Origin of the sequence: Streptomyces sp. NPDC051740 (assembly GCF_044453165.1) — a bacterium.
Taxonomy (GTDB): Bacteria; Actinomycetota; Actinomycetes; order Streptomycetales; family Streptomycetaceae; genus Streptomyces; species Streptomyces atrovirens.
Map to the genome: position 1 here is coordinate 260499 of NZ_JBITCL010000006.1, position 18842 is coordinate 279340.

General features: G+C 72.3%; 15 protein-coding genes. 5 read left to right on the top strand and 10 right to left on the bottom strand.

All coding sequences use genetic code 11. The features are described from left to right. Nucleotides 1-60: 60 nt before the first annotated feature. Nucleotides 61-1500, top strand: coding sequence for a gamma-aminobutyraldehyde dehydrogenase (locus ACIA6T_RS13155; RefSeq protein ID WP_399446595.1), 1440 nt, complete (start codon nt 61-63; stop codon nt 1498-1500). 107 nt (nt 1501-1607) lie between these two features. Then, nucleotides 1608-2129 (top strand): hypothetical protein, encoded by a 522-nt coding sequence (locus ACIA6T_RS13160; protein ID WP_399446596.1) that lies wholly within the window; start codon nt 1608-1610, stop codon nt 2127-2129. Here ACIA6T_RS13160 and ACIA6T_RS13165 read toward each other — a convergent pair. The 3 genes from ACIA6T_RS13165 to ACIA6T_RS13175 form a co-directional block, all read right to left on the bottom strand. Further along, nucleotides 2122-3276 (bottom strand): serine hydrolase domain-containing protein, encoded by a 1155-nt coding sequence (locus tag ACIA6T_RS13165; RefSeq protein ID WP_399446597.1) that lies wholly within the window; start codon nt 3274-3276, stop codon nt 2122-2124. The two genes, ACIA6T_RS13160 and ACIA6T_RS13165, sit on opposite strands and share 8 nt — an antisense overlap. Before the next feature lie 149 nt (nt 3277-3425). Further along, the gene (locus tag ACIA6T_RS13170; protein ID WP_399446598.1) at nt 3426-4136 is read right to left on the bottom strand and encodes a glycerophosphodiester phosphodiesterase; all 711 of its coding nucleotides are present in this window, start codon (nt 4134-4136) and stop codon (nt 3426-3428) included. A gap of 19 nt (nt 4137-4155) precedes the next feature. Then, nucleotides 4156-5217 (bottom strand): adenosine deaminase, encoded by a 1062-nt coding sequence (locus tag ACIA6T_RS13175; protein ID WP_399446599.1) that lies wholly within the window; start codon nt 5215-5217, stop codon nt 4156-4158. Between the two features lie 170 nt (nt 5218-5387). Between ACIA6T_RS13175 and ACIA6T_RS13180 the strand changes: the two genes are divergently transcribed. Then, the gene (locus ACIA6T_RS13180) at nt 5388-6104 is read left to right on the top strand and encodes a DUF4190 domain-containing protein (RefSeq protein ID WP_399446661.1); all 717 of its coding nucleotides are present in this window, start codon (nt 5388-5390) and stop codon (nt 6102-6104) included. Nucleotides 6105-6180: 76 nt separating this feature from the next. On the opposite strand, the gene ACIA6T_RS13185 is transcribed toward ACIA6T_RS13180, so the two are convergent. The 3 genes from ACIA6T_RS13185 to ACIA6T_RS13195 form a co-directional block, all read right to left on the bottom strand. Continuing rightward, nucleotides 6181-7626, bottom strand: a complete 1446-nt coding sequence (locus ACIA6T_RS13185; protein ID WP_399446600.1) for an aldehyde dehydrogenase family protein — start codon at nt 7624-7626, stop codon at nt 6181-6183. Between the two features lie 189 nt (nt 7627-7815). Further along, the gene (locus ACIA6T_RS13190) at nt 7816-9372 is read right to left on the bottom strand and encodes a PucR family transcriptional regulator (RefSeq protein ID WP_399446601.1); all 1557 of its coding nucleotides are present in this window, start codon (nt 9370-9372) and stop codon (nt 7816-7818) included. Between the two features lie 127 nt (nt 9373-9499). Then, nucleotides 9500-11623 (bottom strand): ATP-binding protein, encoded by a 2124-nt coding sequence (locus ACIA6T_RS13195; protein ID WP_399446603.1) that lies wholly within the window; start codon nt 11621-11623, stop codon nt 9500-9502. A 369-nt stretch (nt 11624-11992) separates the two neighbouring features. Between ACIA6T_RS13195 and gabT the strand changes: the two genes are divergently transcribed. Both gabT and ACIA6T_RS13205 read left to right on the top strand, forming a co-directional pair. Further along, nucleotides 11993-13327: a 4-aminobutyrate--2-oxoglutarate transaminase gene (gene gabT / locus ACIA6T_RS13200; RefSeq protein ID WP_399446604.1), complete on the top strand. Its 1335-nt coding sequence runs from the start codon at nt 11993-11995 to the stop codon at nt 13325-13327. A gap of 433 nt (nt 13328-13760) precedes the next feature. Beyond that, on the top strand, nt 13761-14405 hold the full coding sequence (locus tag ACIA6T_RS13205; RefSeq protein ID WP_399446605.1) for a phosphatase PAP2 family protein: 645 nt from the start codon (nt 13761-13763) through the stop codon (nt 14403-14405). Nucleotides 14406-14488: 83 nt separating this feature from the next. Here ACIA6T_RS13205 and ACIA6T_RS13210 read toward each other — a convergent pair whose 3' ends face one another. Genes ACIA6T_RS13210 through ACIA6T_RS13225 form a run of 4 tightly spaced genes read right to left on the bottom strand, consistent with a single transcriptional unit; the run spans nt 14489 to nt 18840 of the window. Continuing rightward, the gene (locus ACIA6T_RS13210) at nt 14489-15907 is read right to left on the bottom strand and encodes an NAD(P)/FAD-dependent oxidoreductase (RefSeq protein WP_399446606.1); all 1419 of its coding nucleotides are present in this window, start codon (nt 15905-15907) and stop codon (nt 14489-14491) included. Nucleotides 15908-15931: 24 nt separating this feature from the next. Then, complete coding sequence (locus ACIA6T_RS13215; protein ID WP_399446607.1) at nt 15932-16732, bottom strand: ABC transporter permease; 801 nt, start codon at nt 16730-16732, stop codon at nt 15932-15934. Beyond that, nucleotides 16733-17665, bottom strand: a complete 933-nt coding sequence (locus ACIA6T_RS13220; RefSeq protein WP_399446608.1) for an ABC transporter permease — start codon at nt 17663-17665, stop codon at nt 16733-16735. After that, nucleotides 17665-18840 (bottom strand): ABC transporter ATP-binding protein, encoded by a 1176-nt coding sequence (locus ACIA6T_RS13225; RefSeq protein WP_399446609.1) that lies wholly within the window; start codon nt 18838-18840, stop codon nt 17665-17667. The genes ACIA6T_RS13220 and ACIA6T_RS13225 overlap by 1 nt, the downstream gene beginning before the upstream one ends. Nucleotides 18841-18842 lie beyond the last annotated feature (2 nt).

Consider the following 18842-nt stretch of genomic DNA (forward strand, 5'->3'; position numbering starts at 1 on the left):
GGCATTTCCTGACACCTCAGACACCTCGGACACCCACAAGGAACACCAGGAGGCCCTGCAGTGAGCACCGAGCTGCGTCGTCTGCGCAACTACATCGGCGGTGAGTTCCGGGACGCCGCCGACGGACGGACCACCGAGGTGGTCAACCCCGCGACGGGCGAGGCGTACGCGACCGCTCCGCTGTCCGGGCAGGCGGATGTGGACGCCGCGATGGCGGCCGCCGCCGAGGCGTTCCCCGGCTGGCGCGACACCACCCCGGCCGAGCGCCAGAAGGCCCTGCTGAGGATCGCCGACGCCTTCGAGGAGCGCGCCGAGGAACTCATCGCCGCCGAGGTGGAGAACACGGGCAAGCCCGTCGGGCTGACCCGCACCGAGGAGATCCCGCCGATGGTGGACCAGATCCGCTTCTTCGCGGGCGCGGCGCGGATGCTGGAGGGCAAGGGAGCCGGCGAGTACATGGAGGGGCTGACCTCCTTCGTGCGCCGTGAGCCGATCGGCGTCTGCGCGCAGGTCGCCCCCTGGAACTACCCCATGATGATGGCCGTGTGGAAGTTCGCCCCGGCGATCGCCGCGGGCAACACCGTCGTCCTGAAGCCCTCGGACACCACCCCGGCCTCCACGGTCCTGCTCGCCGGGATCCTCGGCTCGATCCTCCCCAAGGGCGTCTTCAACGTCGTCTGCGGCGACCGCGACACCGGCCGCCTCATGGTCGAGCACCCCACCCCGGCGATGGCGTCCATCACCGGTTCGGTGCGCGCGGGCATGTCCGTCGCCGAGTCCGCGTCCAAGGACCTCAAGCGGGTCCACCTGGAGCTGGGCGGCAAGGCCCCGGTCGTCGTCTTCGAGGACACCGACATCGCCAAGGCCGTCGAGGACATCTCCGTCGCGGGCTTCTTCAACGCCGGCCAGGACTGCACGGCCGCCACGCGCGTGCTCGTCCACGAGTCCATCCACGACGAGTTCGTCTCCGCGCTCGCCAAGGCCGCCGCCGACACGAAGACCGGCATGCCGGACGACGAGGACGTGCTCTACGGCCCGCTCAACAACCCCCACCAGCTCAAGCAGGTCGAGGGCTTCATCGAGCGGCTGCCGGCGCACGCGCGCGTGGTCGCCGGCGGCAAGCGCGTCGGCGACAAGGGCTTCTTCTACGCCCCGACCGTCGTCTCCGGCCTCGACCAGGGCGACGAGATCGTCCAGAAGGAGGTCTTCGGCCCGGTCATCACCGTCCAGCGCTTCACCGACGAGGACCAGGCCGTCGAGTACGCCAACGGCGTCGAGTACGCGCTGGCCTCCTCGGTGTGGACCAAGGACCACTCCCGCGCGATGCGCATGTCCAAGAAGCTGGACTTCGGCTGCGTGTGGATCAACACGCACATCCCGCTGGTCGCGGAGATGCCGCACGGCGGCTTCAAGAAGTCCGGCTACGGCAAGGACCTCTCGGCGTACGGCTTCGACGACTACACGCGCGTCAAGCACGTGATGACGTCGCTCGACGGATAGGCGCCGAAGCCTCGGCCCCGGACGGTGAACCACCGTCCGGGGCCGAGGTGTATCCAGAGGTGAAACCTGTTTTTGAACATGTTCAACTCTCGGCGTACGCTGCTGCCATGAGCGACAGAGCCGCCCTGCTCAAGGGCATCCGCGCCTGGCTGGTCTTCTTCGTCGTCTGCCTGGTGCTCAGCGGCGCCACGGCCTTCCCGCTGGTGCACGAACTGCGCTGGACCGAGGAACTGCTCCGGTCCCTGTCGGCGCCGGAGCACCTCCCCGCCCTCATGGACTGGATCGAGCGCGTACGCCAGGGGCTCGACACCGCCGACGCCGAGTACCCCTTCCTCCTCTACGGCACCGACTGGCTCGCCTTCGCGCACCTCGTGATCGCGGTCGCCTTCTACGGCCCCTACCGCGACCCCGTCCGCAACATATGGGTCATCGAGTTCGGCATGATCGCCTGCGCCGGCGTCATCCCGCTCGCCCTCGTCTGCGGCCCGGTCCGGGGCATCCCCTTCTGGTGGAGCGTCATCGACATGGCGTTCGGGGTGTTCGGCGTGATCCCGCTGTACGCCGTACACCGGAGGATCAAGCGGCTGGAGGCGCTCACGCCGGACACGGTCCCGGCGCTCGCTACATGAGAGCGGCCACGCGGATGCGGTCGGCGACCGGGTTCGACGACGTGTCCTTCGCGTCGGTGTCGGAGAGCGAGTACACGAGGGTGCGGCTCAGGTCCTCGGTCGCGGCGATCGCCGTGCTGTAGCCGGGGCGGGCGCCGGTCTTGAGCCAGTAGACCGTGCCCTCGTGCTCCCAGCGGGTCAGGCCCGCGCTGTAGGCGGCGCCCTCGATGCCCGCCGGGACCGTGAACATCTCCCGCAACTGCGGTTCGGGCACGATCCGCCCGCTGAAGAGGGCGGTGACGAGCCGTTCCAGGTCGGCGGTGGTCGAGATCATGTCCCCGGCCGCCCAGCGGTCGGCCACGTTCCACTCGGTGACGTCGACGAGCCGGGTCGTCCCGTCCGGCTGGGACACCACCTGGTAACCGTGGTGGTGCGGTCCGCGGATGCGGGGGTCGGTGCCGGGGAAGTACGTGTGCCGCATCCCGGCGGGGCGCAGCACGAGCCTGGTCGCCTCGGAGGCGTACGAGTGCCCGGTCACCTTCTCGATCAGCAGGCCGAGGATCGTGTAGTTGATGTTGAGGTACCGCTGCTGCTCACCGGCGTCGAACGCCGGTCCCTTCGCGACCGCCGACTCCACGACCCGCCGCGGGGTGAGCGTGTCGTAGCGGTGCGCGTACTGCTCCTCGAAGGTGTTCCCCCAACTGACGCCCGGCTGGATGCCGCTGGTGTGGTTCAGCAGGTTCCGTACGGTGACGGGCTTCTCGAAGCCGGAGCCGAGCAGGCCGGGCAAGTAGCGCTCGATCGACGCGTCGAGATCGACCTCGCCCTGGGAGGCGAGCCGGAGGACGGCGGCGGCCGTCACCACCTTGGTCGTCGAACCGGCCCTGAACCGCGCGTCCGGGTCGGCCGCCCGGCCGCTCGCCAGGTCCCGCACCCCCGAACCGCCCTGCCAGGAACCCTCGGTGCCGCCCAGCCGGACGAGCGCGGCGGTCGCGTCCCCGTCGGGCAGCCCCTCGATAGCCTCGCACAACGCCTGGTGGGACGGGGTGGTACCGCACACGGGCGCCGCCGGGGCGGGCGAGGCGAACGCGGGCGCGGCGAGCGGGCCCGCGCCCAGGGCGAGGACGAGGGAGGCGGCGAGAAGAGGGGTACGGCGGCGGGTGCGCATCGGTTGCTCCTCGGGGGAGTTCGGCGGAAGGACGTGATCATCCTCCGGCCGTGCGGGCCGCCTCCGGATCGTCGTCAGGGAGGGCGCCCGCCCTGGCACGCCCCCGACCAACTCGCCTGAGGACGCAGGGGAGTTGTCAGGGGTCGCCCCTAGGGTGCCTGCCGCCCCGGCCGGCTCCCGGCCGCACGCAGCGCGCACAGCACGTCGATGCGGTTGGTGGTGATCGAGTCGACGCCCAGGGCCAGCAGGCGGCGCATGGAGCGGCGGGTGTCCGGGGTCCAGACGGACAGCAGATGACCGGCGTGGTGGACACGGTCCGCGAGCGCGCGGTCGACCAGGCCGAAGCGGTAGTTCAGCCAGCGCGGACGGACCGCCTCCAGCAGACCGGCGCGGGCCGGTGCCAGCGTCGTACGCGTGAGCGCGATCTCGGCGGACGGGTCCGCCGCGCGCACGGCGAGCATGGCGGGGGCGCCCGCGCAGTAGTACACGCGGTCCTGGGCGCCCCGCTCGCGTACGGCGTCCACGATCCGGCGCACCGCGCGGACGTCCGGCGCGCCGGGCAGGTCGATCATCACCCGGCCGCCGTCCGTCGCCGCCAGCGCGTCGGAGAGCGTGGGCACCCCGTCGTCCGTGACCTCGCGCACCTCCTCCCACGACAGCGACGGCAGCGGACGGTCGTGTCCCCAGAGCCGCTTCAGCGTGCCGTCGTGCAGCAGCACCGGGACGCCGTCCCGGGTGAGGCGTACGTCGATCTCCACCGCGTCCGCGCCCCGGTGGAGCGCGGACCGCAGCGAGGCGAGGGTGTTCTCGCGGACGCGGTAGGGGTCGCCGCGGTGGGCCACGGCGGTCACGTTCTGCATGGCGGCCCTTCGCGGGTGGTCAGGAGGCGAGCCAGGACGCGGTGTAGGTGTCGATCTCGGTGGCCAGCCGCGCCTTGCCGGCCGGGTCCATGAACGACGCCTCGACCGCGTTCTTCGCCAGGCCGGCCAGTCCCCGCTCGTCGAGCTCCAGCAGCCGCGCGGCGACCGCGTACTCGTTGTCGAGGTCGGTGCCGAACATCGGCGGGTCGTCGGAGTTGACGGTGACGATGACGCCGGCCCGGGTGAACTCCTTGATGGGGTGCTTGTCGAGGTCGGTCACCGCGCGGGTGGCGATGTTGGAGGTGGGGCACACCTCCAGCGGGATGCGCCGCTCGGCCAGGTGCTGGAGCAGCTCGGGGTCGCGGGCGGAACTGGTGCCGTGCCCGATGCGCTCCGCGCCCAGTTCGTTGAGCGCGTCCCACACCGTCTCCGGTCCCGTGGTCTCGCCGGCGTGCGGTACGGAGTGCAGCCCGGCGGCGATCGCGCGGTCGAAGTACGGCTTGAACTGCGGCCGGGGCACGCCGATCTCGGGCCCGCCGAGACCGAAGGAGACCAGGCCCTCCGGGCGCAGCCGGTCGTCGGTGGCGAGCCGCAGGGTCTCCTCGGCGGACTCAAGACCCGCCTCGCCGGGGATGTCGAAGCACCAGCGCAGCACGGTCCCGAACTCGGTCTCGGCCGCCTTGCGGGCGTCCTCGATCGCGTCCATGAAGGCACGTTCGTCGATGCCGCGCCGGGTGGAGGAGAACGGCGTGATGGTCAGCTCGGCGTACCGCACCTGCTGCCGGGCCAGTTCACGGGCCACCTCGTAGGTCAGCAGCCGTACGTCCTCGGGGGTGCGGATCAGGTCGACGACGGACAGGTACACCTCGATGAAGTGGGCGAAGTCCGTGAAGGTGAAGTAGTCGGCCAGGGCCTCGGGGTCGGTGGGGACCTTGGAGTCGGGGTGGCGGGCGGCCAGCTCCGAGACGATGCGGGGGGAGGCGGACCCGACGTGGTGCACATGCAGTTCGGCCTTGGGCAGCCCGGCGATGAAGGCGTGCAGATCGCGTGGGACGCGCGGCTCGACGAGACGGTCGGTCAAGGTTCCTCCCCGGAACGGCGCCCCTTCGACCGCACGAGCGGCGGGACGCGGATGATCGGCTGATCGGTGACTCGGGGTCATCGTAGGCGGTCGTGAAGGGGGCGCGGGGCGGTGCGGGGCGGCGGAGCCGTAGCATGGCCGGACGATCGAGGGCCGAGGGGGAACTCCAGATGACGGACGCGACGCAGCCGGGCGGGGACACGGGCGCCGACGACCCCTGGGCGGCCCCGGAGGACAGGCCCTCACTGGACAAGGACCGCACGTCCGGCACCGGCCGGCCGCCGCAGGCACCGGTCACGCCGACCGTCGCCGACGGGCTGTCCGTGCCGCAGCCGCCGTCCGTGCACAACCAGCCCACCATCGCCGGGATGCCGGGTGCCGGCTTCGTCCCGCCCGCGGGGGGCATGCCCCCGGGCGGCGCCGCGCCCTTCGACACCCAGGGCTCCGCGCTGCCCCCGCCGCCCGTCGCGCCCACCGGCCCCGGCGCACCCGGCGGCTACGGATACCCCGGCTACCCGCCGGGCTACGGCTGGCCCGGCATGCCGGTGCAGCGGCAGAACGGCATGGGCGTCGCGGCCATGGTGCTCGGCATCCTGGCCTGCTGCCTGTTCTGCCTGTACGGCGTGGTCTCCGTCGTCCTCGGCGTCCTCGCCATCGTCTTCGGCATCAAGGGCCGGCAGAAGGCCGAGCAGGGCCTGGCCGACAACCACGGGCAGGCCCAGGCCGGCCTGATCACGGGCATCATCGGTCTCGTCCTCGGCATCGCCGTGATCGTCCTGATAGCCATCGGCGTCGTGGCCGCCATCAACAGCGAGGAGGACAGCTGGGAGGACGAGGACTACTACGGCGCCCACCGCCCGGCCGTCACCGCTCCCGCCTTCCGCTGACCACACCGGTCGTTCAAGGGCCGACGGCCCGAGCCCCCGCACAGCGGGCTCGGGCCGTCGGCCCTTCGCGGGTGGGTCAGAGCGCGAGGCCCGTCAGGACCATCACCCGCTCGTAGGTGTAGTCGTCCATCGCGAACCTCACGCCCTCACGGCCCACACCGGACTGCTTGGCGCCGCCGTACGGCATCTGGTCGGCGCGGTAGGACGGCACGTCACCGATGACCACACCGCCGACCTCCAGGGCCCGGTGGGCCCGGAAGGCGGTCTGCAGGTCGTGCGTGAACACGCCCGCCTGGAGGCCGTACTTGGAGTCGTTGACGGCCGCGAAGGCCGCCTCCTCGCCGTCCACCTTCTGTACGGTCAGCACCGGTCCGAAGACCTCCTCGCAGGAGATCGTCGCGTCGGCCGGTACGTCGGTGAGCACGGTCGGCGCGTAGGAGGCGCCGTCGCGCTTGCCGCCGGTGTGCAGCGTGGCGCCCGCGGCGGTGGCCTCGTCGACCCAGGACTCCACGCGCTGCGCGGCGGCCTCGCTGACCAGCGGGCCGACGTCCGTGGCGTCGTCGTTCGGGTCGCCGGTGACCTGCGCCTCGACGGCGGCGACGATGCGCGGCAGCAGCCGGTCGTACACCGACGCGTCGGCGATCACGCGCTGCACGGAGATGCAGGACTGGCCGCCCTGGTAGTTGGAGAAGGTCGCGATGCGCTGCGCGGCCCGGTCCAGGTCCTCGTCGCTCGCGAAGTCGGCGAGGACGACGGCCGCGCCGTTGCCGCCCAGCTCCAGGGTGCAGTGCTTGCGCGGCACCGAATCCATGATCGCGTAACCGACCGTCTCGGAGCCGGTGAACGAGATGACCGGGAGGCGCTCGTCCTGGACCAGGGCGGGCATACGGTCGTTGGGGACCGGGAGGATGCTCCAGGAACCGGCGGGCAGCTCGGTCTCGGCGAGCAGCTCACCGAGGACCAGGCCGGAGAGGGGCGTGGCGGGGGCCGGCTTGAGGATGATCGGCGCGCCCGCGGCGATCGCGGGAGCGATCTTGTGGGCGCACAGGTTCAGCGGGAAGTTGAACGGCGCGATGCCGAGGACGACGCCCTTGGGGAAGCGGCGGGTGAGGGCGAGCCGGCCCTGGCCGCCGGCGTCGGTGTCCAGGCGCTGGGCCTCGCCGCCGTTGAAGCGGCGGGCCTCCTCGGCGGCGAAGCGGAAGACGGAGACGGCGCGGCCGACCTCTCCGCGGGCCCACTTGACCGGCTTGCCGTTCTCGGCGGAGATCAGGCGGGCGATCTCCTCGGTGCGCTCGACGAGGCGGCGGCTGACGTGGTCGAGGGCGGCGGCGCGGGTGTGGGCGGGGGTGGCGGCGAAGTCCTCGCGGACGGCGTGGGCGGCGGAGACGGCGTCTTCGACCTGGGCGTCGGTGGGGACGCTCACGGTTCCGACGGTGTGGCCGTCCCAGGGGGAGGTGACGTCGAAGGTGGTCTCGCCGGTGGCCTGGCGGCCGGCGAGCCAGAAGGCGGTGGTGGAAGTCATGTGCGGGTTCCGGCCCTTCCGTGGTGGGGGTGTGCGGGTGGGTTGCTGCGTCCACGGTAGGGCGGGGGGTGGGGGGTGGAGTTTGGCCGAGTCGTAGTGGTGGGGGTGTGGGGGTTCTACGGTTTGGCGGGGTGGAGTGGGGGTGGGCTGGGGTGGGTGGGCTGACGGTGTTGGGCGGGCTGGGAGGTGTTACTCCGTCGTCGTCGCCTTCAGGGAGAGCCACAGCTCCATGCGGGTGTCCGGGTCGTCCAGGGAGCGGCCGAGGATCTCCTCGACCCGGCGCATGCGGTAGCGGAGGGTGTGGCGGTGGACGCCCAGGTCGGCTGCCGCCGCGTCCCACTGGCCGTGGCGGGAGAGCCAGGCGCGGAGGGAGGCGACGAGGTCGCCGCGGCCCGTCGCGTCGTGTTCGCGCAGGGCGCGCAGCAGCCCGTCGGCGAACGCCCTGACCGCGTCGTCGGCGAGCAGCGGCAGCACCGAGCCCGCGGCCATGCGCTCGTGTTCCACCAGCACCCGCCCCCGCCGCCGTGCCACCGAGAGCGCCTGCTCGGCCTGCTTGTAGGCGGTGGACGCGGCGATCGGGCCGGCCGGTGCGGACAGTCCGACGACCAGTTCGTCGTCGTCGGCCTTGCGGGCCGCCTCCCGCGCGGCGGCGTGGTCGCAGCAGGCGGCCACGGCGGCGCCGCCGTCGCAGGCCACTATCACCAGCCGGTTTCCCTCCGGCACCGCCAGGACCACCTCCCCGGAGCGGGCGGCGGCGGACTCCGCGACCTCGGCGAGGGCTCCGAGGGCGTCCCCGTTCGCCTCGCCCCCGGCGGCCATGATGATTCGGAAGGGCGCGTCGAGCAGGCCGCCGTACAGGTCCCCGGCCACCGCGCGGGCGTGGTCCGGCTCCCCGGCGAGCAGCATCCGCAGGACGGCGGCGCCGATGCGCTGCTCGGCGGCCTGCAGGGAGCGGGAGCGTTCCGTGGTCAGGGTGAGCAGGGCGATGGCGGAGTGGACGGCGTACCGCTCGGCGGTGCCGAGGGCGGCGGCCGTGCCGACGGCGAGCGCCGCGCGGGGGCGCCGGCCGGTGCCGAGGGAGTGCAGTTCGACCCGGTCCTCGTCCTCCGGGCCGGCCACCACCGAGGAGGCGGGCGCGGGCCGGTCCCGGAGCCGGGTCACGTCCGGGGTGAGCCGCGCGGCCCGCCGCCCCGCCCACTCCGGTGCCGTGGCCACGACGGCGCCCGAGGCGTCGTACAGCGCGGCCCACCCGTCGACCTGCGCGGCGAGCGCGGCCAGCAGCCCCTCCGGGCCTTCCGTCAGGGCCTGCCTGGTCAGTTCCCGCTGGGCCGCGAAGCCCGCGGTCACCGCGCGGTACTGGTCGGCGGCGATGGCGGCGGACACGGCCTTGCTGATCGCGAGGAAGGGGGTGCGGCGCGGCACCTCCAGGAGCGGCAGGCCCTCCTCCCGCGCGGCGTCGACGAGGGCGTCGGGGATGTCCTCGTAGTGCACGCCGACGGCGAAACCGAGGCCCACGACTCCCGCCCCGGCCAGCCGCCTCACATAGCGGCGCATCGCCTCCCGGTCCTCCGCGTCGAGTTTCAGCGCGGTGATCAGCAGGAGTTCCCCGCCCTCCATGTAGGGCACGGGGTCGGCGAGTTCACTGGCGTGCGCCCAGCGGACCGGCACGTCGAGGCGGTCCTCGCCCGCGCGCACGGTCAGCTTGAGCGCGGAGTGGTGGACGAGCGAGGCGAGCGTCGGGGGCATGGGTGCCTTGAGCCTTCGGGTCTGCGTCGGGTGTGTGAGAAGCCGGTGATCTTTTGGCCGTCGCGTATGAACGGCCTGTGTCGATTCTGCCTCACTGTACGGTCCCCGGCCGCCCCGATCGGCCGGCTCACTCCCGGAGGTCCACCAGCAGCGGCGGCGCGTGCTCCCCCTTGACGTCGGTCAGCGACAGCACCGCGTGGCCCGCCGGTACGCCATGTGCCAGCTCCGACGCCGACCACCGCTCCCGCTCGACCTGCCGCACGGTGACCGCCCGCGCGGTCGGTGCCTTGCCCGTGATCGCCCGCCGCAGGGCGTGCACCGCCTTGCCCGCCGGGCTCTCCGCGATGATCTGCCGGTCGGTGACGTCCCGGGCCTCGGTCCACTCCTTGCCCCACACCTCGGCGAAGTCCTGGCCGTCCCACGGGGTGACACCGGACAGCGCCATCCTGCACCCGGTGGCCCCGAGCAGCGGCCCGCGCAGCGGCCTCGGCACGTCGTCCAGGGTGCGCAGCGTCAGCACCGCGCCCGCGTTGGCGGACCGCAGCCGCTGGATGCCCCGCACGGCCTCGGGGGTGACCACGCCGGTCGCGTCGTCCAGCACCAGACAGGCGAACAGGGAGCGGTCCTCGCGCACCGTCACGCTCGCCGTGAACTGGGCGAGGACCAGCCGCGCCAGCATCCGCGAGGCGTCCGCGTGCCCGCGCCGGGGCAGGTCGACGCGCACCCGCACCGGGTGGTCCAGCGCCTTGAGCGAGAACGGCCGGGACTGCCCGGAGGTGTCGAAGAACCCCGCGAAGGCGGGCCGGTCCAGCAGCGCCACCCGGTCGGCGAGGGTGCCGCCGACATCGCCCGGGTGGGCCATCTGCCGCTCGCGCGCGTCGAGTTCGCGCAGCAGCGACTCCTGGCCGGCGGCCAGGAGCCCGCTGCGCAGCTCGGCCAGCGGGCCGGGGGCGCCGTCGAGGAGCTGCCGCAGCTCGGGGACGGACGGGAAGCGGCCGTGCACCGCGCGGAACGGGCCCAGGAGCTGGGCGAGGACGGTGGTGGAGCGGCGGCTGTCGCTGCCCGGGTGCGGATCCGCCAGGTCTCCCACCAGTGCCTCGGCGAGTACGGCCGCGGCCTCGTCGGGGTCCGTGGTGCCGCCGTACAGGTCGAGGTCGTAGACCGACTCGGGATTGCCGATCCGTACGACGACGTCGTACGCGTCGCTCTCGCCGAGTCCCGCGCCCGCCGCGCCGACCACGACCACGGCGGCCTTCCCGGCGAGCGCGTGCAGGCACAGCGACTCGGCGAGCGGCCGGACGACACCGCCGGTCTTGCCGGAACCGGCCGGTCCGACGGCGAGGAGCGAGGTGCCGAGGAGCTCCGGGCCGAGGGCCAGACCGGTGCCGCGGTAGGCGTAGGGGTTGCGGGGGTCGTCGGCGGTGGTGCCGAGCCGCACCTGCCCGGTGAGCAGGTCGTGGCGGGCCTGCCGGGCGGGCAGGTCGCGCGCGCCGGAGGGGTGGGCGCAGGCGGCCGCACCTTCCTGGAGTACGGCCCCGGTGAAGGTGGCGAGGCTGTGCCGGCCGTTGCGTACGCCCTGCCAGGCGCGGGCGATACGGGCCTGGTCGACGTCCCGCATCAGCCCGGCGCGGGCGTCGGCGGCCAGCCGCTCGGCGGCGTCCGTGGCGCCGGCGGCGCGGAGGGCGGGCCAGGTGGCGGGGTCGGCCTCGGGGGCGGGCGGGCGCTGTTCCCGCGCGGGGCCACGGCGCCAGGCGGGCGGGCCGTAGCGGCGCCAGATCTCGCTCCAGCGGCCGAGGCGGCCCACGCCGACCATGATGATCCCGGCGATCAGCACGTAGTAGGCGTAGACGACCACGACGGCGCCGAAGCTGTGGGGCTCCGCCCAGGAGTCGGGGATCATCGCGTAGAGCGGCAGCAGCCACCAGCCGCCGAGGTAGCCGTTCCACAGCAGCGACCAGATGAGCCAGCCGACGAGGAACGCGATCAGGGCTCCGCTGAGCAGCTGGCGTCCCGGGACGCGCTCCGGCTCCTCCTCCGGGCGCGGCCGGTGGCCGAACCGCCATACGCCGGGGAGGGCCTCGGGGCGGGGGGTGCGGAGCCAGGTGAGGAACGCGGAGCCGTCGGGCGGCGGGGGCATGCCCGGGGCCCTCGTGGGGCGTGGGGGCGCCGTCGGTACGTCCGGTGGGCCCGCCGGGCGCGGGACGGGGTCGGCATGCGTGCCCCGTGCGTCCTGGGTACCGTCGCTGTTCATCGCCCTTGCCCCCTGAGCTGCCGCTCCATCCGCCATCAGCGGTCAATCTAACGCCCTGACAGGCGGAGTCCACCGCATACGTGGCCCGTGGCTGTGGGCAGTCGTGCCGTTGGGCGGGGGTGGGGTTTCACTCGCCCGCGTTCGCGGGGTGCCTCCCCCACTCTCGACTCCGCTCGAGCGGGAGGTACCCCCACCGCCCACCCGTGCCGCCCCAGCGGCACGACTGCCCGCAGCTCCCCCCGGCTATGTCCACCACGGACAACCCCGCCCCCCGGACAACGCCCACATGGAGCATGCCCACCCCCCTCTCCCCGTCCTAGCCTGCGAGAAAAGAACGCAAGCGTCCGAAACACCCCCCAGGAGCCCCGCATGACCGCACTTCCGCAGGAGCGCCGCGTCGTCACCGCCATCCCCGGCCCGAAGTCGCAGGAGCTGCAGGCCCGCCGCACCGCCGCGGTCGCGCAGGGCGTGGGCTCCGTGCTGCCCGTGTTCACCACCCGCGCGGGCGGCGGCATCATCGAGGACGTCGACGGCAACCGGCTGATCGACTTCGGTTCCGGCATCGCCGTGACCTCCGTCGGCGCCTCCGCCGAGGCCGTCGTCCGCCGCGCCTCCGCCCAGCTCGCCGACTTCACCCACACCTGCTTCATGGTCACGCCGTACGAGGGCTACGTGGCCGTCGCCGAGGCGCTCGCCGAGCTGACGCCGGGCGACCACGCCAAGAAGTCCGCGCTGTTCAACAGCGGCGCCGAGGCCGTCGAGAACGCCGTCAAGATCGCGCGTGCGTACACCAGGCGCCAGGCGGTCGTCGTCTTCGACCACGGCTACCACGGCCGCACCAACCTCACCATGGCACTGACCGCGAAGAACATGCCGTACAAGCACGGCTTCGGCCCGTTCGCGCCCGAGGTGTACCGCGTCCCGGTCGCCTACGGCTACCGCTGGCCGACGGGTGCGGAGAACGCGGGCCCGGAGGCCGCCGCGCAGGCCATCGACCAGATCTCCAAGCAGGTCGGCGCCGAGAACGTGGCCGCGATCATCATCGAGCCGGTGCTCGGCGAGGGCGGCTTCATCGAGCCGGCCAAGGGCTTCCTGCCCGCGATCAGCCAGTTCGCCGAGGACAACGGCATCGTCTTCGTCGCCGACGAGATCCAGTCCGGCTTCTGCCGCACCGGCCAGTGGTTCGCCTGCGAGGACGAGGGCATCGTCCCCGACCTGATCACCACCGCCAAGGGCATCGCGGGCGGTCTGCCGCTCGCCGCCGTCACCGGCCGCGCCGAGATCATGGACGCCGCCCACGCCGGCGGCCTGGGCGGCACCTACGGCGGCAACCCGGTCGCCTGCGCGGGCGCGCTCGGCGCGATCGAGACGATGAAGGAGCTCGACCTCAACGCCAGGGCGAAGAACATCGAGGCCGTCATGAAGACCCGCCTCACCGCCATGGCCGAGAAGTTCGACGTCATCGGCGACGTCCGCGGCCGGGGCGCGATGATCGCCATCGAGCTGGTCAAGGACCGCGGCACCAAGGAGCCGAACCCCGAGGCGACGGCCGCGCTGGCCAAGGCCTGCCACCAGGAGGGCCTGCTGGTCCTGACCTGTGGCACCTACGGCAACGTGCTGCGCTTCCTGCCCCCGCTGGTCATCGGCGAGGACCTCCTCAACGAGGGCCTCGACATCATCGAGCAGGCGTTCGCGCGCATCTGAGCCGGCATCGGGGCAGGTGAGCCGCCTGCCCCGGGCCGCCGGGGCCGACGAGCGGCAGAGCGTGTGAAGAACGTGTGCGAGGTGGATGACAGGAGCCCGTCGGCCCTGTCGCGGGGCCACCCCCTGCCGTAGGTTTCTCCGCGGATGAGAGATACACCCCGCCCACAGGAGACTGTGGGTGGTTTCAGGCCGGGGCCTCCCCAGCTTCGACCTGGTCGTGCCCTCGCGCACACAACCGGGGCCCGAGGGCTCCGGGTCTCCTCATGATCGGACGGTCGCCCGCCCCAAACCCCCCGGGGCGCGCGACGTTCCGTTCAGGACGGCCATCCGGGCACCTCATACGGCGAGCCGTTCCCAGAAGGGCCGGCGCATACCCCCCCTTTGCGCCGGCCCTTCGTCGTACGCCCGGCCCTCACCTGCGAAGCTGTGCACCATGCTGCTGCTGGGACCGCCCGTTCTCCTCTTCGCGCTGATCACCTGGCAGGTCGTCGCCGACGGCCCGCTGGTGGGCCTCGACGAGCGGCTGAGCCGGGAGCTGGTCCATCCGGACCGGGCCTCCGAACTGCTCGCCGACCTCGGCAACGTCCAGGTCGCCCTCCCCGTCCTGGCGATCGCACTGGCGTACGTCGCCCGGCACGGACGTGCCACGGGTATGGACCGCTGGTGGCTGCCGCCCGCCGCCGGGGCCCTGGCGATGGTGCTGGTGCCGGCGCTGGTCGCGCCCCTGAAGGAGTGGACCGACCGCCCCGGCACCCCGGCCGTGCCCCCGGCGGTCGGCTACTACCCCTCCGGGCACACGGCCACCGCCGTGGTGGCGTACGGCGCGGCGACACTGCTGCTCCTGCCGCTGCTGCGGTCGGCGGCGGTCCGTCGCCTGCTCGTCGCGGCCTGCGCCGTCCTGGTCGCCGGCGCCTCGTTCGGGCTGGTGCGCCGGGGCTACCACTGGCCGCTGGACGTTGCGGCCAGCTGGTGCCTGGGCGCGGTGCTGCTGATCGGCCTGTGGCTGCTGGCCGGCCGGGGCGGCCGCCGCGGACCCGCCGGGACCCCCGGCCCCCGGGCCGGGGGCAGTACCGGCTGACTGGTCCGGCGGTTCCGGTCCGGCGGTCCCGGTCCGGTGGCCCCGGTCCGGTGGCCCCGGTCCGGTGGCCCCGGTCCGTCGGCTCAGCTGTCGAAGCCCAGGCCCAGTCGGTCCATCGTCCGCAGCCACAGATTGCGCCGCCCGGCCTGCGCGTCCGCCCTGGCCAGCGACCACTTGGTGAGGGCGATGCCGGTCCAGGCGAACGGCTCCGGCGGGAACGGCAGCGGCTTCCTGCGCACCATCTCCAGCTCCGTGCGCTCCGTCCGTTCCCCCGCCAGCAGGTCCAGCATCACCTCGGCCCCGAAGCGGGTGGCGCCCACCCCGAGACCGGTGTAGCCCGCCGCGTACGCCGCCTTCCCCGCGTACGCCGTGCCGAAGAACGCCGAGAAGCGGGAGCAGGTGTCGATCGCGCCGCCCCAGGCGTGGGTGAAGCGGACGCCCTCCAGCTGCGGGAAACAGGTGAAGAAGTGCCCGGCGAGCTTGGCGTACGTCTCCGGCCGGTCGTCGTACTCGGCGCGCACCCGGCCGCCGTACGGATAGACCGCGTCGTAGCCGCCCCACAGGATCCGGTTGTCGGCGGAGAGCCGGAAGTAGTGGAACTGGTTGGCGCTGTCCCCGAGGCCCTGCCGGTTCTTCCAGCCGATGGACGCCAGCCGGTCGGCGGTGAGCGGCTCGGTCATCAGGGCGTAGTCGTAGACCGGGACGGTGTAGGAGCGGACCCGTCTGACCAGGCTGGGGAAGACGTTGGTGCCGAGCGCCACCGCGCGGGCGCGGATCCGTCCGTACGGGGTGCGTACGGCCATGCCGGTGCCGTACGGCTTCAGGGTGAGGGCGGGGGTGTGCTCGTACACGCGGACGCCGAGGTCGAGACAGGCCCGCTTCAGTCCCCAGGCGAGTCTGGCCGGGTGGAGCATGGCCACGCCCCGGCGGTCGTACAGGCCGGCCTGGAAGGTCGGGGAGTTCACCTGTTCCCGTACGGCGTCGGCGTCCAGGTACTCGATGCCGTCGGCGAGGCCCTTGGCGCGCACCTCCTCGTACCAGTCCTTGAGCTCCCACGCCTGGTAGGGCTCGGTGGCGACGTCGATCTCGCCGGAGCGTTCGAAGTCGCAGTCGATGGAGTGGCGGGCGACCGTCTCCTCGATGGCGTCGAGGTTGCGGGCGCCCAGCCGCTGAAGGGTGTGGATCTCGTCCGGCCAGCGGGTCAGCCCGTTGGGCAGGCCGTGGGTGAGGGAGGCGGCGCAGAAGCCGCCGTTGCGGCCGGAGGCGGCCCAGCCCACCTCGCGGCCCTCCACCAGCACGACGTCCCGTGCGGGGTCGCGCTCCTTGGCGATCAGCGCGGTCCACAGTCCGCTGTAGCCGCCGCCGACGACCAGCAGGTCGCAGGTCTCGGCGCCGGTGAGGGCGGGTTCGGGGTCGGGCCTGCCGGGGTCGTCCAGCCAGTAGGAAACCGGCCGGGCTTCGGAAAGGGATTTCGTCCAACGGCTCATGGCGCCAGGGGCCATGATTTCAACTCCCTACAGTGCTTTTTACGCCTTCTGCCGGTTGCGGCGACTGCCGATGACCATGGAGACCAGCACCAGCAGAACGGCGATGACGAACATGGCCGTACCGATCACATTGATCTGCACGGGAGTCCCGCGCTGCGCGGAGCCCCACACGAACATCGGGAAGGTGACGGTCGAGCCGGCGTTGAAATTGGTGATGATGAAGTCGTCGAAGGAGAGCGCGAAGGCGAGCAGCGCGCCCGCCGCGATGCCGGGGGCGGCGATCGGCAGTGTGATCCGGAGGAAGGTCTGGAACGGGCCGGCGTACAGGTCCTGCGCGGCCTGCTCCAGCCTCGGGTCCATCGACATCACGCGCGCCTTCACGGCGACCACGACGAAGCTGAGGCAGAACATGATGTGGGCGATCAGGATCGTCCAGAAGCCCAGCCGGGCACCCATGTTGAGGAACAGGGTGAGCAGCGAGGCCGCCATGACCACCTCGGGCATCGCCATCGGCAGGAAGATCAGCGAGTTCACGGCGGGGCGGGCGCGGAAGCGGTAGCGGACCAGCGCGAAGGCGATCATCGTGCCGAGCAGGGTGGCGCCGAGCGTCGCCCACAGGGCGAGCTGGAGGCTGAGCGACAGCGAGGCGCACAGTCCGGAGACGCCGCAGGGGTCCTTCCACGCCTCCGTGGAGAACTCCTGCCACGTGTAATTGAAACGCCCCTTCGGATTGTTGAAGGAGAACGCGGTGACGATGACGTTCGGCAGGAGGAGATACGCGAGAGTCAGCAGTCCCGCGATGACGACGAGGCGGCGCTTGAACCAATTGACGAAGGTCATTTAAACCAGATCCTCCGTGCCGGACTTGCGGATGTAGAGCGTGACGACGACGAGGATCGCGGCCATCAGGATGAACGAGAGTGCCGCGGCCGTCGGATAGTCGAGAATCCGCAGGAACTGCGACTGGATGACGTTGCCGACCATGCGGGTGTCGGTCGAGCCGAGCAGATCCGAGTTGATGTAGTCGCCGGACGCCGGGATGAAGGTCAGCAGCGTGCCGGAGACCACGCCCGGCATCGACAGCGGGAAGGTGACCCTGCGGAAGGTGGTCGACGGCCTGGCGTACAGGTCGTTCGCCGCCTCGTGCAGCCGGGGATCGATGCGCTCCAGGGAGGTGTAGAGCGGCAGGATCATGAACGGCAGGAAGTTGTACGTCAGACCGCAGACCACCGCGAGCGGGGTGGCGAGCACCCGGTCGCCGGCGGTCCAGCCGAGCCAGGCCGTGACGTCCAGGACGTGCAGGGTGTTCAGGGCGTCGACCACCGGGCCGCCGTCGGCGAGGATCGTCTTCCAGGCGAGCGTGCGGATCAGGAAGCTGGTGAAGAACGGCGCGATCACCAGGATCATGATCAGGTTCCGCCAGCGGCCCGCGCGGAAGGCGATCAGATACGCCAGCGGGTAGCCGAGCAGCAGGCACAGCACGGTCGCGGAGGCCGCGTAGAGCACCGAGCGGACGAACTGCGGCCAGTAGTCGGACAGCGCGTCCCAGTAGGTGGCGAAGTGCCAGGTGACCTTGTACCCCTCCTCCAGGGAGCCCGTCTGCACGGACGTGGAGGCCTGGTAGATCACCGGCAGCGCGAAGAACACGAACAGCCAGAGCAGACCGGGCAGCAGGAGCAGATACGGCGTCCAGCGGCCTCTTTTGCGTGGTGTGCGCGGTGGTTTCGTCTCCGGGGCGGGCGCCAGGGGTGGCGCCTCGGTGACCGTGGCCATCAGGCGACCTCCTCCTCGCCGGTCTCGACGCCCGCGTCGATGTCCTGCGCCGCGTCCAGGCCGAAGGTGTGCGCCGGGTTCCAGTGCAGGACCACCTCGGCGCCGGGCACCAGCCGGGCGTCGCGGTCGATGTTCTGGACGTAGACCTCGAAGTCGGAGCAGACCGGGCTGTCGACGACGAACTGCGTGGAGACGCCGATGAAACTGGAGTCGGCGATCCGGCCGGTGATCCGGTTGCGGCCCGCGGGTATCTCGCCGGCGTCGTCGGCGTGGGTGAGGGAGATCTTCTCCGGGCGCACCCCGACCAGCACCTTTCCGCCGGCCGTCGTGGGCGCGCTGTTGCGGGCCCCGGGCAGGACCAGCTTGCCGCCGCCCGCCTTGAGGACGATCTCGTCGCCGGACCCGGTGTCGATCTCGGCCTCGATGAAGTTGGAGGTGCCGAGGAAGTTGGCGACGAACGTGGTGCGCGGGTTCTCGTACAGGTCGGTGGGCGAGCCGAGCTGCTCGACCCGGCCGGCGTTCATCACGGCGACCGTGTCGGCCATGGTCATGGCCTCCTCCTGGTCGTGCGTGACGTGCACGAAGGTGATGCCGACCTCGGTCTGGATGCGCTTGAGCTCCAGCTGCATCTGGCGGCGCAGCTTCAGGTCGAGGGCGCCGAGCGGCTCGTCGAGGAGCAGCACCTTGGGGTGGTTGATCAGGGCGCGGGCCACCGCGACGCGCTGCTGCTGGCCGCCGGAGAGCTGGTGCGGCTTCTTGCGGGCCTGCTCGCCGAGCTGGACCAGCTCCAGCATCTCCTCGACCTGCTTCTTCACGCTCTTGATGCCGCGCCGGCGCAGACCGAAGGCGACGTTCTCGAAGATGTCGAGGTGCGGGAAGAGGGCGTAGGACTGGAAGACCGTGTTCACCGGCCGCTTGTAGGGCGGCAGCGCGGTGACGTCCTGGTCGCCGAGGTGGACGGTGCCGCTCGTGGGCTCCTCCAGGCCGGCGATCATCCGCAGGGTGGTGGTCTTGCCGCAGCCGGACGCGCCGAGCAGGGCGAAGAAGGAGCCCTGCGGCACGGTCAGGTCCAGGGGGTGTACGGCGGTGAAGGAGCCGTACGTCTTGCCGATGCCGGTGAGGCGGACGTCCCCGCCCGCGTTGCCGGCCGTGGTGGTGTCTTTGGTCGTCTTCATCT

Excerpts from the sequence above, each read along its gene's own strand:
- ACIA6T_RS13160 (WP_399446596.1), top strand. The coding sequence starts at position 1,608 with ATGAGCGACAGAGCCGCCCTGCTCAAGGGCATCCGCGCCTGGCTGGTC.
- ACIA6T_RS13165 (WP_399446597.1), bottom strand. The coding sequence starts at position 3,276 with ATGCGCACCCGCCGCCGTACCCCTCTTCTCGCCGCCTCCCTCGTCCTC.
- ACIA6T_RS13170 (WP_399446598.1), bottom strand. The coding sequence starts at position 4,136 with ATGCAGAACGTGACCGCCGTGGCCCACCGCGGCGACCCCTACCGCGTC.
- ACIA6T_RS13180 (WP_399446661.1), top strand. The coding sequence starts at position 5,388 with ATGACGGACGCGACGCAGCCGGGCGGGGACACGGGCGCCGACGACCCC.
- ACIA6T_RS13185 (WP_399446600.1), bottom strand. The coding sequence starts at position 7,626 with ATGACTTCCACCACCGCCTTCTGGCTCGCCGGCCGCCAGGCCACCGGC.
- ACIA6T_RS13190 (WP_399446601.1), bottom strand. The coding sequence starts at position 9,372 with ATGCCCCCGACGCTCGCCTCGCTCGTCCACCACTCCGCGCTCAAGCTG.
- ACIA6T_RS13195 (WP_399446603.1), bottom strand. The coding sequence starts at position 11,623 with ATGAACAGCGACGGTACCCAGGACGCACGGGGCACGCATGCCGACCCC.
- gabT (WP_399446604.1), top strand. The coding sequence starts at position 11,993 with ATGACCGCACTTCCGCAGGAGCGCCGCGTCGTCACCGCCATCCCCGGC.
- ACIA6T_RS13205 (WP_399446605.1), top strand. The coding sequence starts at position 13,761 with ATGCTGCTGCTGGGACCGCCCGTTCTCCTCTTCGCGCTGATCACCTGG.
- ACIA6T_RS13210 (WP_399446606.1), bottom strand. The coding sequence starts at position 15,907 with ATGGCCCCTGGCGCCATGAGCCGTTGGACGAAATCCCTTTCCGAAGCC.
- ACIA6T_RS13215 (WP_399446607.1), bottom strand. The coding sequence starts at position 16,732 with ATGACCTTCGTCAATTGGTTCAAGCGCCGCCTCGTCGTCATCGCGGGA.
- ACIA6T_RS13220 (WP_399446608.1), bottom strand. The coding sequence starts at position 17,665 with ATGGCCACGGTCACCGAGGCGCCACCCCTGGCGCCCGCCCCGGAGACG.
- ACIA6T_RS13225 (WP_399446609.1), bottom strand. The coding sequence starts at position 18,840 with ATGAAGACGACCAAAGACACCACCACGGCCGGCAACGCGGGCGGGGAC.